The 20,354-nt window shown below is 58.4% G+C and carries 14 protein-coding genes; 6 read left to right on the plus strand and 8 right to left on the minus strand.

Features of this window, described 5'->3' with window-relative positions; translation table 11 throughout:
• Nucleotides 1-81: 81 nt before the first annotated feature.
• The 6 genes from J0X19_RS18440 to J0X19_RS18465 all read right to left on the minus strand — a co-directional run bounded on the left by J0X19_RS18440 (nt 82) and on the right by J0X19_RS18465 (nt 9,739).
• Nucleotides 82-2,154, minus strand: a complete 2,073-nt coding sequence (locus J0X19_RS18440; protein WP_206985896.1) for an alpha-L-arabinofuranosidase C-terminal domain-containing protein — start codon at nt 2,152-2,154, stop codon at nt 82-84.
• Nucleotides 2,155-2,337: 183 nt separating this feature from the next.
• Nucleotides 2,338-4,038: a sodium:solute symporter family transporter gene (locus J0X19_RS18445; protein WP_206985897.1), complete on the minus strand. Its 1,701-nt coding sequence runs from the start codon at nt 4,036-4,038 to the stop codon at nt 2,338-2,340.
• Between the two features lie 257 nt (nt 4,039-4,295).
• Nucleotides 4,296-5,783: an L-arabinose isomerase gene (gene araA, locus J0X19_RS18450; protein WP_206985898.1), complete on the minus strand. Its 1,488-nt coding sequence runs from the start codon at nt 5,781-5,783 to the stop codon at nt 4,296-4,298.
• A 141-nt stretch (nt 5,784-5,924) separates the two neighbouring features.
• Nucleotides 5,925-6,623 (minus strand): L-ribulose-5-phosphate 4-epimerase, encoded by a 699-nt coding sequence (locus J0X19_RS18455; RefSeq protein WP_206985899.1) that lies wholly within the window; start codon nt 6,621-6,623, stop codon nt 5,925-5,927.
• On the minus strand, nt 6,620-8,359 hold the full coding sequence (locus tag J0X19_RS18460) for a ribulokinase (protein WP_317194794.1): 1,740 nt from the start codon (nt 8,357-8,359) through the stop codon (nt 6,620-6,622). The genes J0X19_RS18455 and J0X19_RS18460 overlap by 4 nt, the downstream gene beginning before the upstream one ends.
• Nucleotides 8,360-8,539: 180 nt before the next feature.
• A complete protein-coding gene (locus tag J0X19_RS18465; protein WP_206985900.1) occupies nt 8,540-9,739 on the minus strand; it encodes an aldose epimerase family protein in 1,200 nt (399 codons plus the stop codon).
• Between the two features lie 859 nt (nt 9,740-10,598).
• Between J0X19_RS18465 and galK the strand changes: the two genes are divergently transcribed.
• Nucleotides 10,599-11,750 carry a galactokinase gene (gene galK, locus J0X19_RS18470; RefSeq protein WP_206985901.1) on the plus strand — a complete coding sequence of 384 codons (1,152 nt, stop codon included), beginning with the start codon at nt 10,599-10,601 and terminating at the stop codon, nt 11,748-11,750.
• 97 nt (nt 11,751-11,847) lie between these two features.
• Nucleotides 11,848-12,900 (plus strand): UDP-glucose--hexose-1-phosphate uridylyltransferase, encoded by a 1,053-nt coding sequence (locus J0X19_RS18475; protein WP_206985902.1) that lies wholly within the window; start codon nt 11,848-11,850, stop codon nt 12,898-12,900.
• Between the two features lie 312 nt (nt 12,901-13,212).
• On the opposite strand, the gene J0X19_RS18480 is transcribed toward J0X19_RS18475, so the two are convergent.
• Entirely contained in the window at nt 13,213-14,304 is a 1,092-nt protein-coding gene (locus tag J0X19_RS18480) for a glycoside hydrolase 5 family protein (protein ID WP_206985903.1), read from the minus strand.
• A 217-nt stretch (nt 14,305-14,521) separates the two neighbouring features.
• On the opposite strand from J0X19_RS18480, the gene J0X19_RS18485 reads away from it, so the two are divergent.
• From J0X19_RS18485 to J0X19_RS18495, 3 genes are all read left to right on the plus strand, one after another.
• Nucleotides 14,522-15,568 (plus strand): LacI family DNA-binding transcriptional regulator, encoded by a 1,047-nt coding sequence (locus J0X19_RS18485; protein ID WP_206985904.1) that lies wholly within the window; start codon nt 14,522-14,524, stop codon nt 15,566-15,568.
• 486 nt (nt 15,569-16,054) lie between these two features.
• A complete protein-coding gene (locus J0X19_RS18490) occupies nt 16,055-16,555 on the plus strand; it encodes a fasciclin domain-containing protein (RefSeq protein ID WP_394369123.1) in 501 nt (166 codons plus the stop codon).
• Between the two features lie 226 nt (nt 16,556-16,781).
• Nucleotides 16,782-19,103: an endonuclease gene (locus J0X19_RS18495; protein ID WP_206985906.1), complete on the plus strand. Its 2,322-nt coding sequence runs from the start codon at nt 16,782-16,784 to the stop codon at nt 19,101-19,103.
• A gap of 98 nt (nt 19,104-19,201) precedes the next feature.
• Here the strand turns inward: J0X19_RS18495 and J0X19_RS18500 are convergent, their stop codons facing one another.
• Nucleotides 19,202-19,480, minus strand: coding sequence for a GNAT family N-acetyltransferase (locus tag J0X19_RS18500; RefSeq protein ID WP_206985907.1), 279 nt, complete (start codon nt 19,478-19,480; stop codon nt 19,202-19,204).
• Nucleotides 19,481-19,735: 255 nt separating this feature from the next.
• Here J0X19_RS18500 and J0X19_RS18505 point away from each other — a divergent pair, with 255 nt between their 5' ends.
• Nucleotides 19,736-20,269, plus strand: a complete 534-nt coding sequence (locus J0X19_RS18505) for a hypothetical protein (RefSeq protein ID WP_206985908.1) — start codon at nt 19,736-19,738, stop codon at nt 20,267-20,269.
• Nucleotides 20,270-20,354: the final 85 nt, after the last annotated feature.

Below are 20,354 nucleotides of genomic sequence, written 5' to 3' on the forward strand. Positions count from 1 at the left end.
TAAGTCGGAGCCTAGCGAGTCAAGGCAGGGAAAAGAAAAAGCGGAGCGCTTTGTCAGCCACTCCGCTTTTCCATTCGTGCTTTAGCGTTTACCAGGAATCCGGAGTACCGTGAACGAATTCGGGGCCAGCGTGTAGCTCACCGTGGCAGACGACACCTTGAATTGCTCTTCTTTCGGGGCGAGCTTCATAGGTTCCTGCAAGCTGTTCACGGCCTGTAAATCGTTGCTGGCCAGCACAATGGCTTTGCCTGTTTTGCCCATTTTCTTGGCGCCGGCCAGGTTCAGCTTCACCGGACGCGCGTCGTTGGAGTAGTTCACCAGCTTCACAATAATGTCGCCGGCCTTGTCGTCGGCTACGGCACTGGCGAAAAGGTTTGCGTCACCATTCTTCGCATTGTTCGGCAGTTGCACGGGCAGCATAGTGGTGCCAGCGTTGGTGGCATACATTTTCTGCACGTAGTAGTTGGGCGTGCCATACGACTTCAGGTTGTCAAACCAAATCAGGTCGGGCGTCCACTGCCAGGCATCCACGTGGGCAAACAGCGGCGCGTAGGAAGCCATGCGCACCACATCGGCGTTGCGCTCCAAGCCGGTCATGAAGGCCGCTTCCGAAATGGCGCAGTCCCAGGTGTTCTTGTTTTCGGAACTGCCGGTGTTCACGCTTTGCGCGGCATACTCCCCGGCGAAGATTTTCGGACCCGTGCGGGCGTAGTTGTCGTAGCGGCCCACGTTGTTGCGGAACCAGTCGGGCTTGGCGTAGTAGTGCTCGTCCACAAAATCGGCCTTTAGCTCGCCCAGGCGCTTGGAGGCTTTCACAAAATTGTCACCGTCGGGGCTCGGGCCGGCACTGCTCACGATTAGGATGTCGGGATACTTGGCCTTCAGCGCCTTAGCAAACGGCTCGTAACGCTCCAGGTACTGCGGCCCCCACTGCTCGTTGCCCACCCCAATATACTTCAGGTTGAATGGCGCGGGGTGGCCCATAGCGGCCCGCTTGGCACCCCAGGGGCTGCTAGTGGGCCCGTTGGCAAATTCCACCAGGTCCAGCGCGTCCTGAATGAACGTGTCCAGCGACAGGTCGGCGCCAGGGGCTGCATTGCCGGCATTCGGGCCCGAAGCGGTGGTAATGGGGGCCAGTTCAGCGGAGTTGAACTGGCAGGCCATGCCCACGTTCAGGATGGGCAGCGGCTCGGCGCCAATGTCCTCGGAAAGCTGGAAGTACTCGAAGAAGCCCAGGCCAAACGACTGGTAGTAATCGGGCGTGAATTTGTGCTTGAACTCGGTGTTCCAGCGGTTAATCAAAGGTTTGCGGCTGGCTACGTCGCCAATGGTTTCTTTCCACTGATACCGCTCTTCCAGCGTACGGCCCTCCACAATGCAGCCGCCGGGGAAGCGCAGGAAGCCGGGCTTCATGTCCTTAAGCAGCTGCACCAAGTCGGGGCGCAAGCCGTTTTCGCGGTTCTGCCAGGTGTCTTTCGGAAACAACGATACCACGTCGATATCCAGCGTGCCGGCGCCGTCCATCGTCAGCTTGAGCCGGGCCCTGGGCGCCGTACCCGACGCTTTGATAACGGCCGTGTACTTTTTCCACTCGTTGGTCAGGCCCGTGATTTTCGCTTGGCCTAAGGTGCGCCCAGCGTTGCCGCGGCCGGGTTCTTCCAGCGTTACGTTCAGGCCGCTCACGCTGCCGGGCCCGCGCCGCAGATACACCGAAAACGTGTACTCGGCATCCTGCTTCACGCCCATTCCGCGGAAGCCCTCGTTGGTGAAGCCGGCATCGGGGCTGGCGGTGGTGGCCGTCAGGCGCAGGAAGTGGTTGTTGGTGGCGCTGATGGGCTGCTGGCTGGAAATGGTGTACGTAGACAGCGCCGCCGCCCCGTTGATGCCCTTCCACCCTACCAGCTTTTCGTCGGTTTCAAACGACTTGTTTTTCACCAACTCCGGGTACAGGCCGCCGTCGGCCGCGAAGTTGATGTCCTCGAAGAACAAGCCGTACATGGTTTTGGCGATGGGCGCGCCCGGCTTGTTAACCTGAACGGTGATGGTGCCCGGCGCGGCATTCTGCGCCAGCGCTACGTTGCCGGCCACCACGCTCAGCAGCGCGGCACCTGACACAATCGATTGTGGATTGAAAAAACAAAGTTTCGAGGCCATGAGTGAGAATTTGGGGAGGAAATATTCTGGTGAAAGAACCTAATGCGAGCGTCTAGGTCCGTGCTATACGGCAGCCAACCAAAGCGCTGCATTGGTTGGGGGTTGGTGGCTGAGCGGTGGTCCTGCACCAGCCCGAAGGCAAGGCACAGGACCACGTTCAGTTACATCAGCGCTGGTAAGTGACTACCAGAACTTAACATACAGCGCCGTGATGAGCAGCAGCGTAATTACAATCAGGGCCAGGGTCTGGCCGCTTACTTTGAACATGCCAGGCTCCAGGTTGATGGCGCGCGGGTTGATAACCGGACCGGCCAGGCTGATGAGTACCATCAGCAGCACCGTGAAGGCAAACGACAAGCCCATGCAAATCAGGAACGGAATTTCGTAGCCGCCGTGGCCGTTCGGGAAGGCGGTGTACAAAATGGTTTCAGTGCCCAGTACGCCCACCGCGTAGTTGTTGAAGAACACCGACAGGACGAAGCCCGCCAGAATGCCCACCACGCCAGCCGTAGCGGTGGTGCGCTTCCAGAACATCCCCAGCAGGAAGATGGCCAGGATACCAGGCGAAATGAAACCGGTGTACTTCTGAATGAACTGGAAGCCACCTTCGCCACCAATGCCCAACAGGTCTTCCCAGGTGAGGGCCACCCCGAGGATTACGGCAATCAGAATGGTGAGGCGGCCCACCCACACCTGCTTCTTCTCGGTGGCGTCTTTGTTGATGTAACGCTTGTAGATGTCGAGGGTGAAGATGGTGGAAATCGAGTTTACTTTACCTGCCAGCGAAGCCACAATGGCAGCCGTAAGAGCAGCCATTGAGAGGCCTTTCAAGCCGTTGGGCAGGAAAGTCAGCACGGCCGAGTAGGCGTTGTCGGAGTTGAAGGCGCCTGTAGAGGCCATTTCCTGCTGCAACTCGCCGTTTTTGTAGAGCACGTAGGCGGCAATACCGGGCAGCATTACAATTACCGGCATCATCAGCTTCAGCATTCCGGCAAACAGGATACCGGTACGGGCCGTGTGCAGGTCGGCGCCGAGGGCGCGCTGGGTGATGTACTGGTTGCAGCCCCAGTAGTTCAGGTTCACAATCCACTGACCGGCGAAGTACATGGCAATGCCGGGCAGCGCTATGTACTTATTGATATCCTCCTGCGGCGTATTGGGCCCCGGCTTCGGAAAAATCATTTTGAAGTGGTCGTCGGCGTTGGTCATCAGGGCCTTGAAACCCGAAATAGCGCCGCCGCCCAAACCGAACTTGGTGCTTACCACGTCCAGGGCAATGTACGTGGTCATCAGACCGCCCACTACCAGCACTACCACCTGAATTACGTCGGTGTAGCCTACCACTTTCATCCCGCCCAGTGAGATAAGCAGGGCAAACACGGCCAAAGCCACCATAATCAGATGGAAGCTGCCCCCGCCAATCAGGTTGCTGATGGCCAACGCCCCCAGGTAGAGGATGGACGTCAGGTTAACCAGCACATAGAGGAACAGCCAGAAAACACTCATAATCAGGCTCAGCGTGGTGTTGTAGCGCTGCTCCAGAAACTGCGGCATCGTGAAGATTTTCTCTTTCAAGTAGATCGGCATGAAGAACACCGCCACAATGATGAGCACAATGGCCGCCACCCACTCATACGCCGCCACGGCCACGCCCACGTTGAAGCCGGAGCCCGACATGCCAATGAACTGCTCGGCCGAAATATTAGAGGCAATCATGGAAGCCCCAATGGCCCACCAGGTTAGAGAGCCTTCGGCCAGAAAGTAGTCTTTGGTGCTTTGCTCGGCCTTTTGCTTGCTCTTGTACACGTAATACCCATAGCCGGAAACCCCAACCAGGTAGAACAGAAATACAAAGATGTCAAGCGTAGTAAGATTGTTACGCATGAGGGAAAAAAGAGGGAACGTGGGAGATGAGGAGAGTTTGAGAGCTTAATTTTAAGTAGAATTTATTTCATTCTAAGTTGATCTTTTGCGCGAAGGAGCAGAGGGATTCTTCTAAACTAAGAGCTAGTTCCCCTCCTCAGATGAGGAGGGGCTAGGGGTGGTTGAAAGTCTAGAATTAGAAACTAGAGCTAGTAAGTCGTTCAACGATTGGTCAACCACCCCTAACCCCTCCTCATCTGAGGAGGGGAACTAGTTTTTTAGTTTTTGAAAGCCACTTCGTTGTAGCGCAGCTCGTTTTTGAAGGTGCGCAGCTTGGTATCGGCGTCGATAACCACGTACTCGATGCCGGCCATTTCGGCGAAATCCTCCAGGTACTCGGCGGTCAGGTTTTGGCTGAAACCGGTGTGGTGCGCTCCGCCGGCCAGAATCCAGGCGGCGGCGCCGGTAGCCAGGTCGGGCTTCACTTTCCAGAGCACGCGGGCTACGGGCAGGTTGGGCAGGTCTTGCTCGGGCGCCACGGCCACCACTTCGTTTACAATCATGCGGAAGCGGTTGCCCATGTCCACGATGGTGGCGTTGAGGCCTTCGCCGGCGGGGCAGTTGAACACCAAGCGCACCGGGTCGGCTTTGCCGCCAATGCCCAGCGGGTGAATCTCGGCGCGCACTTTGCCTTCGGCAATCGTGGGGCAGATTTCCAGCATGTGCGAGCCCAGCACCTGGTTGTTGTTGGGCGCGAAATGGTAGGTGTAGTCTTCCATGAACGAGTTGCCGCCGGGCAAGCCCGCGCCCATCACCTTCATGGCGCGCACCAGGGCCGAGGTTTTCCAGTCGCCCTCCCCCCCGAAGCCGTAGCCTTCCGCCATCAGGCGCTGGGTGGCAATGCCGGGCAGCTGCACCATGCCGTGCAAATCCTCGAAGGTATCGGTGAAGCCTTTGGCGTTGGTGTCCTGCAAGAACTTGCGCATGCCGGCCTCAATGCGGGCCGCGTCGCGCAGGGATTCGCGCTGGCTGCCACCGTCTTTCAGCGTGTCAGCCAGCTCGTATTCCTTTTCGTAGGTGGCCAGCAGCTCGTTGATTTGCTGGTCGGTTACGGCGTTTACCACCGCCACCAGGTCACCGATGCCGTAGGTGTTCACCGAGTAGCCGAACTTGATTTCCGCTTCCACTTTGTCGCCTTCGGTTACGGCTACGTAGCGCATGTTGTCGCCGAAGCGCACGAAGCGGGCCCCCTGCCAGTCGGCCCAGGCCGAAGCCACGCGGCTCCAGATGTTCAGGCTCTGGTGCACGGCGGCATCCTGCCAGTGACCCACTACCACCTTGCGCTTGATGCCCATGCGGGCCCCGATGAAGCCAAACTCCCGGTCGCCGTGCGCCGATTGGTTGGTGTTCATGAAGTCCATGTTGATGTCGCCCCACGGAATGTCGCGGTTGAACTGGGTGTGCAGGTGCGCCAACGGCTTTTGCAGAATCTTCAGGCCGTTGATCCACATTTTGGCTGGCGAGAAGGTGTGCATCCAGGCAATCAGACCCACGCAATTCGGGGTGGTGTTGGCTTCCTGCATCAGCTTGTAGATTTCCTCCGGGCCGGTCAGCACGGGCTTATATACAATCTTGATGGGCAGCTGCGTGTTCAGCTCGGCAGCAATCTGCTGCGAGTGTACGGCTACTTCTTCCAGGGTTTCGGGGCCGTAAAGGTGCTGGCTGCCAGTGATGAACCAGGCTTCGTATTGCGAAATGTTGATCATGAGAAAGAGAAACTAAAGAAGAACGTCATGCTGAGCTTGCCGAAGCATCTCTACCGCTCCGTTGTGGTAGTAACTTCTGACGTGAGCAGCGAAGCGGTAGAGATGCTTCGGCAAGCTCAGCATGACCGTTATTTTGAAAATTTATTGACCGTAGTAAGAATTAGCGCCGTGCTTACGCTCGTAGTGCTTGCGAATCAGGGCGTCTTTCAGACGGGGCACCTCGGGGCGCAATGTGCAGCTGAGGTAGGCCAGGCGGGCAATTTCTTCCAGCACGGCGCTGTTGTACACCGCTTTTTCCACGGTTTTGCCCCAGGTGAAGGGCGCGTGGTTGCCCACCAGAATCATCTCCACTTCGGTGGGCGAAATGCCACGCCGCTCGAATTCCTGGATGATCTGCCAGCCGGTCTGGTGCTCGTAGTCGCCCTGAATCAGCTCGTCGGCCATGGGCGGGGCGCAGGGCACGTCGGTGGTGAGGTGGTCGGCGTGGGTGGTGCCCAGAATCGGAATGTCGGTTTGGGTTTGGGCCCAGGCGGTGGCGTAGGTGGAGTGCGTGTGCACAATGCCCCCGATTTCCGGCCACTGCTTGAAGAGCAGCGCGTGCGTCTTGGTATCCGACGACGGGCGCTTCTTGCCTTCTACAATGTTGTTGTCGAAATCGACAATCACAATGTCCTCGGGCGTCAGCGTGTCATAGGGCACGCCGCTGGGCTTGATGGCGAATACGTTTTTGGCGCGGTCCACCACGCTGGCATTGCCGAAGGTGAACAGCACCAGCCCAAGTTTGGGCAGTTGCATGTTGGCGTCGTAGCACGCCTGTTTCAAATCCTGGTATTGGCTCATGCGGAGGTGATGGCAGGTGTTTCGGGTTCCATTACCGGCTCAGACTGGCCCACGGTGGCGCTTTCCACGAACTTACCGAAGGCCTGGTACTGCTCGTAGCGGGCCTGGTAGTCGGCCACGCGGGCGGGGTTGGGCTCGTAGGTTTCGGCAAAGCCGCTGCCCATCACGCGCTGGGCTGTCAGCACATCGGCGTGGATGCCGGCGGCTACGGCCGCGTACATGGCCGCGCCCAAGGCCGGGGCCTGCTCGGAAACGGCAATTTTGATGGGGCGGTCCAGCACGTCGGCCAGGGTCTGCATCACAAACTTCGACTTCTTGGCCACGCCCCCGATGCCGATTACCTGCTTCACCGGGATGCCTTCCTGCTCGAAGCGCTCCACAATTTGCTTGGAGCCGTAGCAGATGGCTTCTACCAGCGCCCGGAAAATCTGGGGGGCGTTGGTGCCCATGGTCAGGTTCATCAGGGCGCCTTTCAGGGCCTGGTTGGCGTCGGGCGTACGGCGGCCGTTCACCCAGTCGAGGGCCAATACGGCCGACTCTTCGGGGTCCACTTCGGCAGCGGCTTTGCTGAGCTCTACCAGCAGCAGGTCGCTCATTTCGTCGCGCAGGGCCACTTGTTGTTCGGCGTTCAGCACTTTGGAATGCGGCAGCACGTGGTGTAGCGGCCATTCCACCATCTGGCGGAACCAGGCCAGCAAGTCGCCGAAAGCCGACTGCCCAGCCTCCAAGCCCAGCATACCGGGAATCACGGAGCCGTCCACCTGCCCGCAGATGCCAGCCACGAGGTGGCTGCCTACTTCGGCGGTGGGCGCTACTACAATATCACAGGTGGACGTACCCATCACCTTCACCATCGAATACGCTTCGATTTCGCCAGCTACGGCACCGGCGTGGGCGTCAAAGCTACCCACGGCTACCACGGTGTTGGTGGTCAGGCCGAGGCGCTCGGCCCACTCGGCGGAGAGGTGGCCGGCTACTTCGTCGGCGGTGTAGGTTTCCTCGAACAAGCGGCTGCGCAAGCCGGCCAGTTTGGGCTCCAGGTGCGTCAGGAACTCTTCAGAAGGCAAACCGCCCCAGCTTTCGTGCCACATGGCTTTGTGGCCGGCGGCGCAGCGGCTGCGCTTGAACGTGGCCAAATCCTGGCCGGTCAGCAGCAGCGTCACCCAGTCGCAATGCTCAATCCAGGAGTGCGCGGCCTTGAATACGGCCTCATCCTCGCGGATAACGTGCGCAATCTTGGCCCAAAACCACTCCGACGAGTAGATGCCGCCTTCAAACTTGGTGAAATCTTCGCCGCCCCAGGTGCGGGCTTTCTGGTTGATTTCGGCGGCTTCGGCCAGCGCCGTGTGGTCTTTCCAGAGCACGAACATGGCGTTCGGGTTGGTTTCGAAGCCGGGCGTGAGGGCCAGGGCCACGCCCTGCTCGTTTACGGGGCCGGGCGTCGAGCCCGTGGTGTCCACGGCAATGCCCACAATCTGCTCGGCGGGCACGTGGGCGGCCACTTTGCGGATGGTGGTTTCCAGCCCTTCGATGTGGTCGAGGGGGTGCTGGCGGAACCGGTTGCGGGCCGGGTTGCAGAACTCCAGCTTTTTCCAGCGCGCGTAGTAGTGCACGGCCTGGGCTATTTCGGCGCCAGTGCGGGCATCAACCAGCAAGGAGCGCACCGAGTCAGTGCCATAATCAACCCCAATGACGTACGCCGGGGAGTTGGAAGATGCAATATGAGAAGTTTCCACGGGTGGTGAAATGGTGAAGTGGTGAAGTGGTGAAATGGTGAGGATCTATCAGACCGTCATGCTGAGCTTGCCGAAGCATCTCGCGTGCTGACGTCAGATTACTAATTCAACATCAGCACGCGAGATGCTTCGACAAGCTCAGCATGACGGTCTGTAGTATAACATACCTCACCATTTCACTTATTTGCGCACGCCGAACTTGTAGATGGTCGTGGATTTCAGGGTGTCGCCGGGCTTGAGGATGGTGCTCGGGAACGAGGGCTGGTTCGGCGAATCGGGGAAGTGCTGGGTTTCCAGGCAGAAGCCGGAGTTTTTGCCGTACACGGTGCCGCCTTTGCCTTTCAGGGTGCCATCGAGGAAGTTACCGGTGTAGAACTGGATACCGGGCTCGGTGGTGGTTACTTCCATGGTGCGGCCGGTGGCAGCATCGTACACGGTAGCGGCGGCGTGCATGCCGCTCGGGTTATTCAGCACCCAGTTGTGGTCGTAGCCACCGGGTACCTGCCCGATTCGCTCGCCAATGGTGTGGGGCGTGGTAAAGTCGAAGGGTGTGCCTTTTACTGGCTTCAACTCGCCGGTCGGAATCAGGGTGGCGTCTACCACGGTGTAGCGGTCGGCGGGCAGCGTTACCTCGTGGCCCAGGATGTCTTTGCCTACGCCGTGGTTAAGGTTGAAGTAGGCGTGGTTGGTGAGGTTGACGGGCGTGGCCTTGTCGGTGGTGGCGGTGTAGTCGATGCGCAGGGCGTCGTCGGCGGTGAGGGTGTACACCACCGTCACGGCCAGGTTGCCGGGGTAGCCTTCTTCGCCGTCCTTGCTGTTATAGGTAAGCGTTAGGGTCTGGCCGTCGGCCGAGGAGCCGGGCTTGGCATCCCATACCACTTTGTCGAAGCCTACCTTGCCGCCGTGCAGCGAGTTTGGGCCGTTATTTTTGGCCAGTGTGTATTCCTTGCCATCGAGCGTGAACTTGCCGCCTTTGATACGGTTGCCGTAGCGCCCAATCAAGGCCCCAAAATACGGCCCCGACTTCAGGAACTCCGGGCTTTGGTAGCCGCTCACGTTGTCGAAGCCCAGAATCACGTCGCCCATTTTGCCGTCTTTGTCAGGCACCATCAGGCTGGTGAGCGTGCCCCCGAAGTTGGTGATGGTGGCTTTTACGCCGTGGGCGTTGGTGAGCGTGAAGAGTTGCGCTTCGGCACCGGCGTTGGTTTTGCCGAAAGAAGAGGAAGTAGGCATTGCGGCGGCAGAGGTTTGGGTGGAATCGGGGGCGGCAGCGCTGGTGCCACCTTCGGTATTGGTGGCCGGCTGCTGGTTGCAGGCCGTAAAGGCCAGGCTGGCCGCAATACCACCGGCAAGCAGACCGGCACGGTTGAATTTTTTCATTGCGTGAGGGGAAGTTAGAAATGCAGAAAACAGGGAGTGGAAACAGGCAGTGAAAAGAAAGTGGAATCAACTGATTTGCCGTAAGCAGCCCAGTGCGGCTTGCTGCCTAGATGGCTGGGCATTGGGGTCTAATTCCACTTCAGCAAGCATAAGTTGTAATCCAGTAAGAAGTAAGTTCTTCTTTCATAGGGAGCCACAATAGCTAAGTAGCCCGTAAAGTAGGAATTACTATTGGTTTGCACAATCGTTTGTGCATGCTTGCTTGCAAATAATTGTTTGCGTTTCCACTTGTACTAGATTGATTAACAGCCATTCACTCTTTATCATCAGGCAACAAATTGTGGGAAATAGACGCATGAAATTGTGCTGGGGAATAAGCCAAGACCCTGTTTAGGTAGCAAGCAGTTAGTTGCCGTCTGCGTCAGGCACGAACTGCGGAGGGTAGCACTGCTCCCCTGCTGTGCTAGCTCTTCAGTCCGCTACTGTTTTGCATGGCATCTGAAGCAGTGCGAACAGCTTTGCGGCTGCGTACGCCTAAGCATAGAAAGCAACTACAGTAGCAACGCCGGTTGCTGTGCTATTACTGCCTGCCGCTGCCTGGCAGCAAGGTGGCTCGGCAACGAAAATATGCGCACAAATTGTGCAAACCTTTGCATCAGGCATTGCTCGGTTCCTCATTTTAAATAACTCTCACTAGTGTCCGTACGCTGCATATACGCCGAATACTACGAGCCAAATATGGGGTAGTAGCACTAAAATATTGCAAACGTATGCGCTAAATTCCAGAATTAATTTCCTTTACTTTAGCCTCAGTTTCTTTTGTCCCATTCCAGTTTCACGTCCTTGTTTCCTACAGGTCATGCTTCAACAATCAATTGCAAAGTCTTTTCAAGAACGATTCGACCATTCTCCTTTGCTGGTAAGAGCGCCAGGTAGGGTGAACCTCATTGGTGAGCATACTGATTATAATGAGGGCTTTGTGTTGCCGGGCGCCATTGACAAGGAAATCTACTTTGCAGTAGGCTTGAACGGTACCAGCAAAATCCGCCTGTATGCCTATGACCTGGAGCAGGACTACGAAGCGGAAGTAGCGGACGTAAGCAAGGGCAAAACCATGTGGGCCAACTACCTGAAAGGCGTGGTAGCACAGTTTCAGAAGCGTGGCCTCACCGTGCCAGGCTTCGACTGCGTGTTTGGCGGCACTATTCCCATTGGGGCGGGCTTGTCGTCGTCGGCGGCGGTGGAATGCGGACTGGCGTTTGCCCTCGACCACCTGATGGACACCCAACTCGACCGGATGACGCTGGCGCACATGGCACAGAAAGCCGAGCACGAGTTTGCCGGTGTACAGTCCGGCCTGATGGACCAGTTTGCCAGCTTGTTCGGCAAGCCCGGCCAGGTGGTGCGCCTCGACTGCCGCTCCCTCGATTATGAGTATTTGCCCTTCGATACCGAGGCGTGCCGCATTGTGCTCTGCAACTCCGGCGTGAAACACTCCCTGGCCAGCTCGGAATACAACCTGCGCCGCCAGGAGTGCGAGCAGGGTGTGGCTATTCTCAAAAAGTACTATCCCGAAATCAACTCCCTGCGCGACGCCACGCTGCCGCAGGTGAACGAGCACCGCGAGGAAATGGGCGACGTCGTGTACCGCCGCTGCCTGTACGTGGTGCAGGAGAACTTCCGGGTGGAAGCGGCTTGCCAGCACCTCAAAGACGGCGACCTGAAAGCTTTTGGGCAGGAAATGTACGCCTCCCACGCCGGCCTGCGCGACGACTACGAGGTGAGCTGCCGCGAGCTGGACGTGCTGGTACAGATTGCCAAGGCGCTGCCTGGCGTGTACGGCTCCCGCATGATGGGCGGCGGCTTCGGCGGCTGCACCATCAACCTGGTAGCTACCGAGCACGTGGATGATTTTGTGCAGAAGGCTTCCGAAGAATACCACCGCTACCTGGGCCTGCCCCTCGAAACCTACCAGACGACTATTGTAGGCGGCGTGGAAATAATCAAGTGATTTTCAGTTGCCAGTTGAGAGTTACCGGTTACCAGTTCATTCAACTACCGACAACTCTCAACCGGCAACTCTCAACTGGCAACTCATAACTAAACTGATGGCTGAATTCGACAGCGCCGAGCACCCACACCGCCGCTACAACCCGCTTTCCGGCGAATGGATTCTGGTGTCGCCGCACCGCTCCAAACGGCCCTGGCAGGGCCAGCAGGAAAAAACAACGGCCGAGCAGCGCCCCACCTACGACCCCACCTGCTACCTCTGCCCCGGCAACACCCGCGCCAACGGCGCCGTGAATCCGGCCTACGAAGGCACGTTTGTATTCGACAACGACTTTGCGGCTCTGATGCCTGATGTGCCTGTGGGCAGCGTGAACGTGGGCGGCTTGCTCCGGGCCGAATCGGAATCGGGCGTGGGGCGGGTTATATGCTTTTCGCCGCGCCACGACCTAACGTTGCCGGAAATGACGCCCGCTGAAATCCGGCGGGTAGTGGATGTATGGATCGAGCAGTACCAGGAGCTTGGCGCCCGGCCCGACATCAACTACGTGCAGATTTTCGAGAACAAGGGCCAGGCCATGGGCGCCAGCAACCCGCACCCGCACGGCCAGATTTGGGCCCAGCGCACCGTGCCGGTAGAGCCCGCCAAGGAAACCGTGCAACAGGCCGCCTACTTCGCCGAGCACGGCCGCAGCCTGCTTTCCGACTACCTGGAAATCGAAACCAAGGAAAAGACCCGCGTAGTGCTCGAAAACGAGCATTTTGTGGTGGTGGTGCCGTTTTGGGCGGTATGGCCCTACGAGACGCTGCTGGTACCGCGCCGCCACGTGCAGGACGTGGCGCAGCTTACCGATGCCGAGAAAGATGCCCTGGCCGATATTCTGCGCCAGCTCACTATTCGCTACGACAACCTCTTCGAAATCTCCTTCCCCTACTCGGCCGGGCTGCACCAGCGCCCCACCGACGGGCAGGCGCACGAAAGCTGGCATTTCCACATGCACTTCTTCCCGCCACTGCTCCGCTCAGCTACGGTCCGCAAGTTCATGGTAGGCTACGAAATGCTCGGCAACCCCCAGCGCGACGTAACCCCCGAATTCGCCGCCGAACGGCTCCGCATCCAGTCCGATGTGCATTACAAACACGTTAGCGCTTAGCGCTTAGCGCTTAGTGCTTAGTGCTTAGTGCTTAGTGGCCTACTTTACTTTGGGACTGGCAGTTCAAGAAAAGGCCCGATTCCTAGCGGAATCGGGCCTTTTCTTTGGTGCTTGCTAATGAGCCAAGTGGGTGTATTGTTCTGGTGAGGGGCCTCACCCCCCAGCCCCCTCTCCGAAAAGGAGAGGAGGTGCCAGTCGTCAGCAGATGAACCGGTTTCCCCTCTCCTTTTCGGAGAGGGGGTCAGGGGGTGAGGCCCCTCGTCCGCGCCCCTAAACACTAAGCACCAAGCACTAGGCACTAGGCACTAAAACCTACTTGCCGTTTAGCTTCTTAATCAGGTTGGTTTCGTCTTGGCGGTAGGGCGCGCCGTCTTTCTGAAACACCTCGTGGAACCACTCAATTGGCTCACTGCCATCGGCCAACGGCGTATCCCAGGCGTATTTGGTGTTGGTTTTTCCATCGACCAGGCCCCAGTTGATGGCGCCTACGTTTTGCTTTTTAAGCAGCGGCATGATGTTGGAAAAACGGCTGTTGCGGGTGCGGGCCATGTACTCGGTGCAGATGAGGGGGCGGCCGTGGGTTTCGAGCAGCTCAATCACGCGCTGATGCATGGGCGCGTCTTCGTAGTTGTGGTACGTAATAATGTCGGAGTTGCGGGCCTGAAACCCATTCAGCGCCTGGAAGTCCCAGGCCCAAAGGCCCACACTCAGCGGCTGGTCGGGGTTTACGGCGCGGGCCCAGCTGAACACGTTGCGTAGCAGCGGCAACGATGTGGCCAGCTTGCCGGAGTTACCGGGCTCATTAAACAGGTCCCAGAGCAGAATGCGCTTATCGGTTTTGAAGCTGGTTAGCACGTCCTGCACGTAGGGTTTCAGCTTTACAAACGTGGCCGAGTCGCGGGAGGCAGGGTCGCCGGGGTCTTGCAGCCAGCCGGAGTTGTGGATGCCGGTTTTGGGCGCGGGCTGCAGGCCGGGCTTGCTTTCCTTGTTCCAGCAGTCATCAAAGAACACGAAGATGGTTTGGATGTGGTGCTTGTCGGCAATGCCCAGGTAGGTGTTCAGGCGCTGCTTGAAGCCGCTGGGGTCTTGCTGCCAAGCCTGGCTGTGCAAAAACACGCGCATGGTATTGAACCCAATACCTTCGGCCCAGCCCAGCTCCCGGTCGATGGTGGTGGGGTCGAAGGTGGTAGCCTGCCACATTTCCAGTTGGTTGATGGCCGTGCTCGGAATGAAGTTGGCGCCCGACATCCACGGATGCGCGCGGTACCACTCCCAGGCTTTGGCCGTCGTCCAGACTTGGCCGGTGGCGGGTTGGGCATTCGTCTTGGTTTTGGTTTTAACTTTTTGCGCCTGGGTGCTGCCCCCCAAGGAAAGCAAGAGCAGAAAGAGCAGTAGTTTTTTCATAGGGTGGAAAGTGGGAGTTGGAAGCCGGATGGATTAGGCAAGCCAAATAAGAGCAAAGAAGTTGGCTATACAAACGTTTGTGTATATCTATTCCGCGAGTTGAGGCTGTTACGCCCGATCAAAGCCGATAAATCACCTGGTTTCACGCAAATACTTGCGCAAATTTGCATAGCTTGAGTAGCATTATTGCCTAGCCTTATTTCAACTCAACCCCTCCGTGGCCCGCACCCGCACTTCCATCTCCGACCTGGCCCAGCAGCTTGGCATCTCTATTTCCACGGTTTCGCGTGCCCTCGCCGACCACCCCAGCATCAGCGACGCCACTAAAAAGAAGGTCTGGAAGCTGGCCAAAGCCTTGCACTACCAGCCTAACCACATGGCAGCGGGTTTGCGCAAAGGCCGCAGCAACCTGCTCGGCGTGATAGTGCCGCACATTGATGGGCACTTCTTCACGATGGTGGTAAAAGGTATTGAAGCCGTGGCGGCCAAAGCCGGCTACAACGTGCTCATCTGCCAGTCCAACGAAGACGTGGCGCACGAGCAGAAGAACATTGAAACCCTGCTCAACGCGCAGGTGGAAGGCATTTTGGTATCGTTGGCCCGCACCACGCGCACGTTCACGCACTTCGAGAAAGTACGGATGCAGCAGATTCCGCTGGTGTTTTTCGATAGGGTACTGGAAGGGCTTGATGTGAGTGCCGTGGTGATTGACGACCGGGAAGGCGGCTACCAGGCCACCAAGCACCTGCTGGAGCAAGGCTACCGGCGCGTGGCCCATTTCAGTGGCCCCCAGCACCTCAACATCTACAAAAACCGCCGCCAGGGCTACCTCGATGCCTTGCACGAATACAACCTACCGGTAGTAGAGGAACTGATTTTCAACTGCAACATGGCCCTGGAAGACGGCGAGCGGGGCATTGAATACCTGCTGGCCCTACCCGAACCGCCCGATGCCGTATTTTCAGCCAGTGACTTTTCGGTGGTTGGGGCCTTGCAACTACTGAAACAGCGGGGCTTGCGCGTACCACAGGATATAGCGCTGGTGGGTTTCAGCAACGAAACCTTCACTTCCTTCACCGACCCACTGCTGACGTCGGTGGATCAGCGGTGCGAGCAGATGGGCCAGGCGGCGGTGCGGCTGTTTTTGGAGATGCGCGAAGAAAACGACGGTTTGTATTCGCCGCGCCGGGTGGTATTGCAGCCCGATTTGATGGTGCGCGCTTCCTCAGGCATCAAGCAGCAGTTGGAAGTGGAAGCCGATTGAGCTATCCTGCTTCGGTTAACTGCCATTCTGAGCGCAACGAAACCTTGCTCACATCACAACGGCTTTTGCAGCGCGGAAGCCTGCACGGCCATTGCCAGCGTGGTACAGAGGATTTCCGGTGCCTTTGCTGGTGAGGGGAGGCCGGGTTTCCAGCTTGAGAGCGGCAGAGCAGCTACATCCATTGTTGGGTTTAGCCCGTATAGGCTTCCGACAATATGTTGACTGTTCCTACTAATCTTCCCTCTCATGTTTAAGAACCTCCTTTCCGTAACGGCCCTCACGCTGGCTTTCTCTTTTGGTGCTGCCTCTACTTCGCAGGCCCAAAGCTCGATGAAAACCAAATCGGACGACGAAAAAACCAAGACCAAAGACGGCGAGATGATGACCAAGACCAAGGTCGCCGACGATGGGAAAACCAAGCTCAAAGGCAAAGCCAAAGACGGTAGCAAGATGAAGGCTACCACCAAGCCCCGCGAAGGCAAGGACATGAAGGACATGCAAATGACCAGCACCGACGCGGCCGGTGGCGTGATGGTGGGCGGCGCCATGATGACGCCCGATAAAGACATCGTAGACAACGCCGTAGGCTCCTCGGAACACACCACGCTGGTAGCAGCCGTGAAGGCTGGCGGCCTGGTTGAAACCCTGAAAGGCGCTGGCCCATTCACCGTATTTGCGCCCACCAACGCGGCATTTGAAAAGCTGCCCGCTGGCACCGTGAATACGCTGGTAATGCCCGAGAACAAGCAGAAACTGACCACCATCCTGACCTACCACGTAGTGCCCGGCCGTGTGATGGCCGCCGACCTCAAAGATGGCCAGACGCTAACCACCGTGGAAGGCGAAACGCTGACCGTAATGGCCCAAGGCGGCAAAGTGATGCTGCACGACTCGAAAGGTGGCACCGCCAACGTAACCATCCCCAACGTGGTATCCAGCAACGGCGTTACCCACGTCATCGATGCGGTATTGATGCCATCCAAATAGGGTTGAATTGCTGAATTGTTAAATTATTGAGCGTTCGGCAACTAGCCTTAAAAGGGCCCGTTTCTTTAGGAAGCGGGCCTTTTTTTCGTGTGGCTGGTAGTGGTGAGCTGCGGGTAACGGACGTGTGAATAATCCGGCACAACTACCATTTATCCTGCTCATCATCCAACCATTGCCGTAGAATCCCGACCTTTAACCACGTTTTTCTTACCTATTGCTTTTGCTGATGAAACACTTTTTCGCTCGAATGCTGGGGGCGGCGCTGACGGTATGCAGCCTCGCCGCTTCGGCTCAGGTAATGCCGCCGGCCCCACCCGTTTCGCTACAAGGGCAAGCCCTGAAACTATGGCTGCGCCAGAACTGGTACGATGGCCGCCGCACCGTGCTGAGCTACAACGTGGCCCGCGGCAAGATGTACAACTACATCGACAACCAGAACGGCAGCGTGGTGTGCGTGTACTCGGGCTACACCGAAACCACCCCGCTCGACTCGGTGAGCACCAGCACTACTGTGGTCAACCAAATCAACTGCGAGCATACCATTCCGCAGTCGTGGTTCAACGAAACGGTACGGATGCGCTCCGACATTCACCACCTGTTCCCGACCTACATCACCTGGAACTCCGACCGGGGCTCCGACCCGTTTGCGGAAATTCCGGACGCACAGACGTTGAAATGGATGCGCGGCACCCAAAGCCAGACCACCATCCCAACTGCCAACATCAACGAGTATAGCGAGGATACCAACACCCAGTTCGAGCCTCGCGAAGACCACAAGGGCAACCTGGCGCGGGCGGCGTTCTACTTCTACACCATGCACCAGGGCCAGGCTTTCGACCCCGGCAAAGACACCATTACGGCCCTGGCCGACGTGAACACGCTCTACCAGTGGCACCTCGCCGACCCAGTGGATGCGCGCGAGCGGGAGCGGAACCGGCGCACGGCCAAAAGCCAGGGCAACTTCAACCCCTACATTGCTTATCCTGACCTAGTAGGGCGTGCTTTCGGGTTTCAAGTGCTGCCTACCTTCTCGTTTGCCACCGCCACCGGCAGCATAGCCGAAGGCAACACCGGCACCACCACCTACACCGCCACCGTCACGCTGACGGGTGCCGCTACCACGCCGCTCACGGTGCAAGTGGGCCTCAACGCGGCCAACTCTACGGCCACCTCCCCTACCGATTTCACGTTCACCTCGCCCCAAACACTCACCTTTGCCGCGGGCCAAACCAGCCAGACGGTAACCGTAACGGTGAACGGCGACACCACGCCCGAAGCCGATGAAACCGTGGTGCTCACGCTCCAGAACGTAAGCAGCGGCGGCGCTATTGGGGGCCCGGCTACCCACGAACTCACCATCACCAACGACGACGGCACGCCGCCTTCGGTGCGCTTTGCAGCCGTTTCGGGCTCGATTACGGAAGGCAACGCCGGCACCACCACGTACACCGTAAACGTAACGGCCGCCAACATTCCGGCCGGCGGCGTAACGGTGCCGGTTACCGTAGATGCGGCTAACACCACCGCCACCGCAGCCGATTACCTATTGAATACCACCACGTTGACGTTTGCGGCAAACAGCGGCGTGCAAACCGGCACCGTGACAGTGACCATCAACGGCGACACCACGCCCGAGCCCAACGAAACGGTGCGGCTGCGCTTTGGTACGCCCAGCAACGCGGCAGTACTGCTAGCGGCCCCAAGCACCCACACGCTCACCATCCTCAACGACGACCAGGCGCCGGCCGGCTCGCCCTGTACTGACCCGTATTTTTCGGAGTACGTGGAAGGCTCGGTGGGCAACACCAAAGTGCTGGAGATTTACAACCCCAGCCCTGCTCCTATCAGCCTGAGCGACATTCGGGTATCCTTGTTTGCACCCGGCGCCAGCACCCCCACCACCACCGCCACCCTTACCGGCACGCTGGCCCCCGGCGACGTGTACGTTATTGCCAATACCGGCGTGGCCTCGCCCGTAGTGCAGGCCCAGGCCGATTTGATTTCCAGCGTCTGCTTTTTCAACGGGCCGCACTCCCTGGTGCTGTTCGATGGCACCGATACGCTTGACGTTATTGGGGTGCCCGGCCAAACGCCCGCCGGCAATGCTTGGCTGATTCCGGGCGGCTCTACGCTCAACAACACACTGGTACGCCGGCCTACTGTGGCCCGCGGCGAAGTGCGCTGGAGCACCGCCGCCGCCACCTGGCAGGCCCTGGGCACCGATGTGTACACCAACGTAGGCAGCCATACCAGCACTGCCTGCGTGGTGAATTCCACTAAAAATGCGCCCCTCAATTCGGGCCTTGCCGTGTACCCCAACCCGGCGGCTACCGCCGTGCAGGTACAGGTGCTGAACCTGAATGGCCGCCACCCGGCTGACATTCGCCTCTATAACGCCCTGGGCCAGGAAGTACTTGCCCAACAGCAGCCGCTAACCGGCACCGACACGGCCACCCTGGACGTGCGCAACCTGCCTGCCGGTCTGTACTCCTTGCGCGTGACCGTGAATGGTGTGCGCTACACCAGCCGCGTGGCGGTGCAGCCGTAAGCCACCGAATACGCTTCACTGAAAAGCCCCGGTTTCCTATTGGAAGCCGGGGCTTTTGTTTACGGTTACTTTTCAGCCGGTTGAAATGTAGCCAGCGGCTAGGCCAACAGGTCTTGGTACTCGGGGTGGCGCTTAACGTAGGCGGCCATGAACTTGCAGCTGGTTTCCACGCGCAGCTTCTTTTCGCGGGCGTAGGTTAGGCCTTCTTTGGCCAACGCCTCCCCGACGCCTTTGCCGCGCAGGGCTTCGTCAACGAAAGTGTGGGTGAAGTCGATGGTATCGGGGGCGGGTTGGCTGTAGGCTAGCTCGGCTTCGTGGCCATCAACGGTAGCAACGAATTCTTGGTCTTCGGGATGGTGCTGAATGGGAACGGGCATGGTTGGTTGAGTGGTGATAGTGAAGAGTTGATTACGATGGTGCTGACTGCGTTGTGCCGTAACAAGGAGGCGGCAACACGCCAGTGCATACGAGTGCAGCCACCAATCAGCAATTCAACAACCAATAATTAAGCTATTCAACTCACCACTCAACTTTTTTACGTCTACCCTAACCGTGTACCGCCCAGCCTGCGTATGCAGTCCGGGGCCTATGTCCCTCTCCCTTCCTACCTCTTACCTTTCAGTTCCTTTCCCATGAATACCACTCCCGATTCCGACGGCAACAGCCCACTCAACACCGACGACACCAACAACCTGCCAAACAAGTACCCCGACAACATTGAGCGTGGCACCCATAGCACCAGCCCGGCACCCACGCCCAGTCACTCCGACACGCCTAAGTACGGCGACTTTGGCCACGTAGCTTCGCAGCCAACCAACCAGCAGCCCGACCGCCCAGCCGGCACCAACCCCGACGGTGAGGCGGCCCCCAGCACCGCTGACCCGAACCAGCGCGGTAGCGTAGCACAGAACCTCAACCCGACGGAGGTGCGCAACGTGGAAGACGAAGAGTACCGCGACCAGCGCGAAGGCTGGGCCAAGGACGACCCACGCTACGGCGGTGGTACCCGCAACTGGGCCACCAACGAGCCCGCCAATAAAAGCACCGGCTCGGAGCCGGAAACCGATGATTCGGAGCGCCGCAACCCCAACGACGGCAGCAACGACAACCCCGACGAATTCAGCGCCCTGCGCCCCGATAAAGGCGCTGGCATCCCCGGCAAATAATATTTAGTGCTTGGTGCTTGGTGCGTAGTGCATAGGTCGTTCACTCCTCTTTTACAGCTGAACGACCTATGCACCAAGCACTACG

It is taken from the genome of Hymenobacter telluris (assembly GCF_017313265.1).
Classification (GTDB): Bacteria; Bacteroidota; Bacteroidia; order Cytophagales; family Hymenobacteraceae; genus Hymenobacter; species Hymenobacter telluris.

Bases quoted from the DNA above. Each gene is read 5' to 3' on its own strand.
- J0X19_RS18440 (WP_206985896.1), bottom strand. From the start codon at position 2,154: ATGGCCTCGAAACTTTGTTTTTTCAATCCACAATCGATTGTGTCAGGT.
- J0X19_RS18445 (WP_206985897.1), bottom strand. From the start codon at position 4,038: ATGCGTAACAATCTTACTACGCTTGACATCTTTGTATTTCTGTTCTAC.
- araA (WP_206985898.1), bottom strand. From the start codon at position 5,783: ATGATCAACATTTCGCAATACGAAGCCTGGTTCATCACTGGCAGCCAG.
- J0X19_RS18455 (WP_206985899.1), bottom strand. From the start codon at position 6,623: ATGAGCCAATACCAGGATTTGAAACAGGCGTGCTACGACGCCAACATG.
- J0X19_RS18465 (WP_206985900.1), bottom strand. From the start codon at position 9,739: ATGAAAAAATTCAACCGTGCCGGTCTGCTTGCCGGTGGTATTGCGGCC.
- galK (WP_206985901.1), top strand. From the start codon at position 10,599: ATGCTTCAACAATCAATTGCAAAGTCTTTTCAAGAACGATTCGACCAT.
- J0X19_RS18475 (WP_206985902.1), top strand. From the start codon at position 11,848: ATGGCTGAATTCGACAGCGCCGAGCACCCACACCGCCGCTACAACCCG.
- J0X19_RS18480 (WP_206985903.1), bottom strand. From the start codon at position 14,304: ATGAAAAAACTACTGCTCTTTCTGCTCTTGCTTTCCTTGGGGGGCAGC.
- J0X19_RS18490 (WP_394369123.1), top strand. From the start codon at position 16,055: ATGAAGGACATGCAAATGACCAGCACCGACGCGGCCGGTGGCGTGATG.
- J0X19_RS18495 (WP_206985906.1), top strand. From the start codon at position 16,782: ATGAAACACTTTTTCGCTCGAATGCTGGGGGCGGCGCTGACGGTATGC.
- J0X19_RS18500 (WP_206985907.1), bottom strand. From the start codon at position 19,480: ATGCCCGTTCCCATTCAGCACCATCCCGAAGACCAAGAATTCGTTGCT.
- J0X19_RS18505 (WP_206985908.1), top strand. From the start codon at position 19,736: ATGAATACCACTCCCGATTCCGACGGCAACAGCCCACTCAACACCGAC.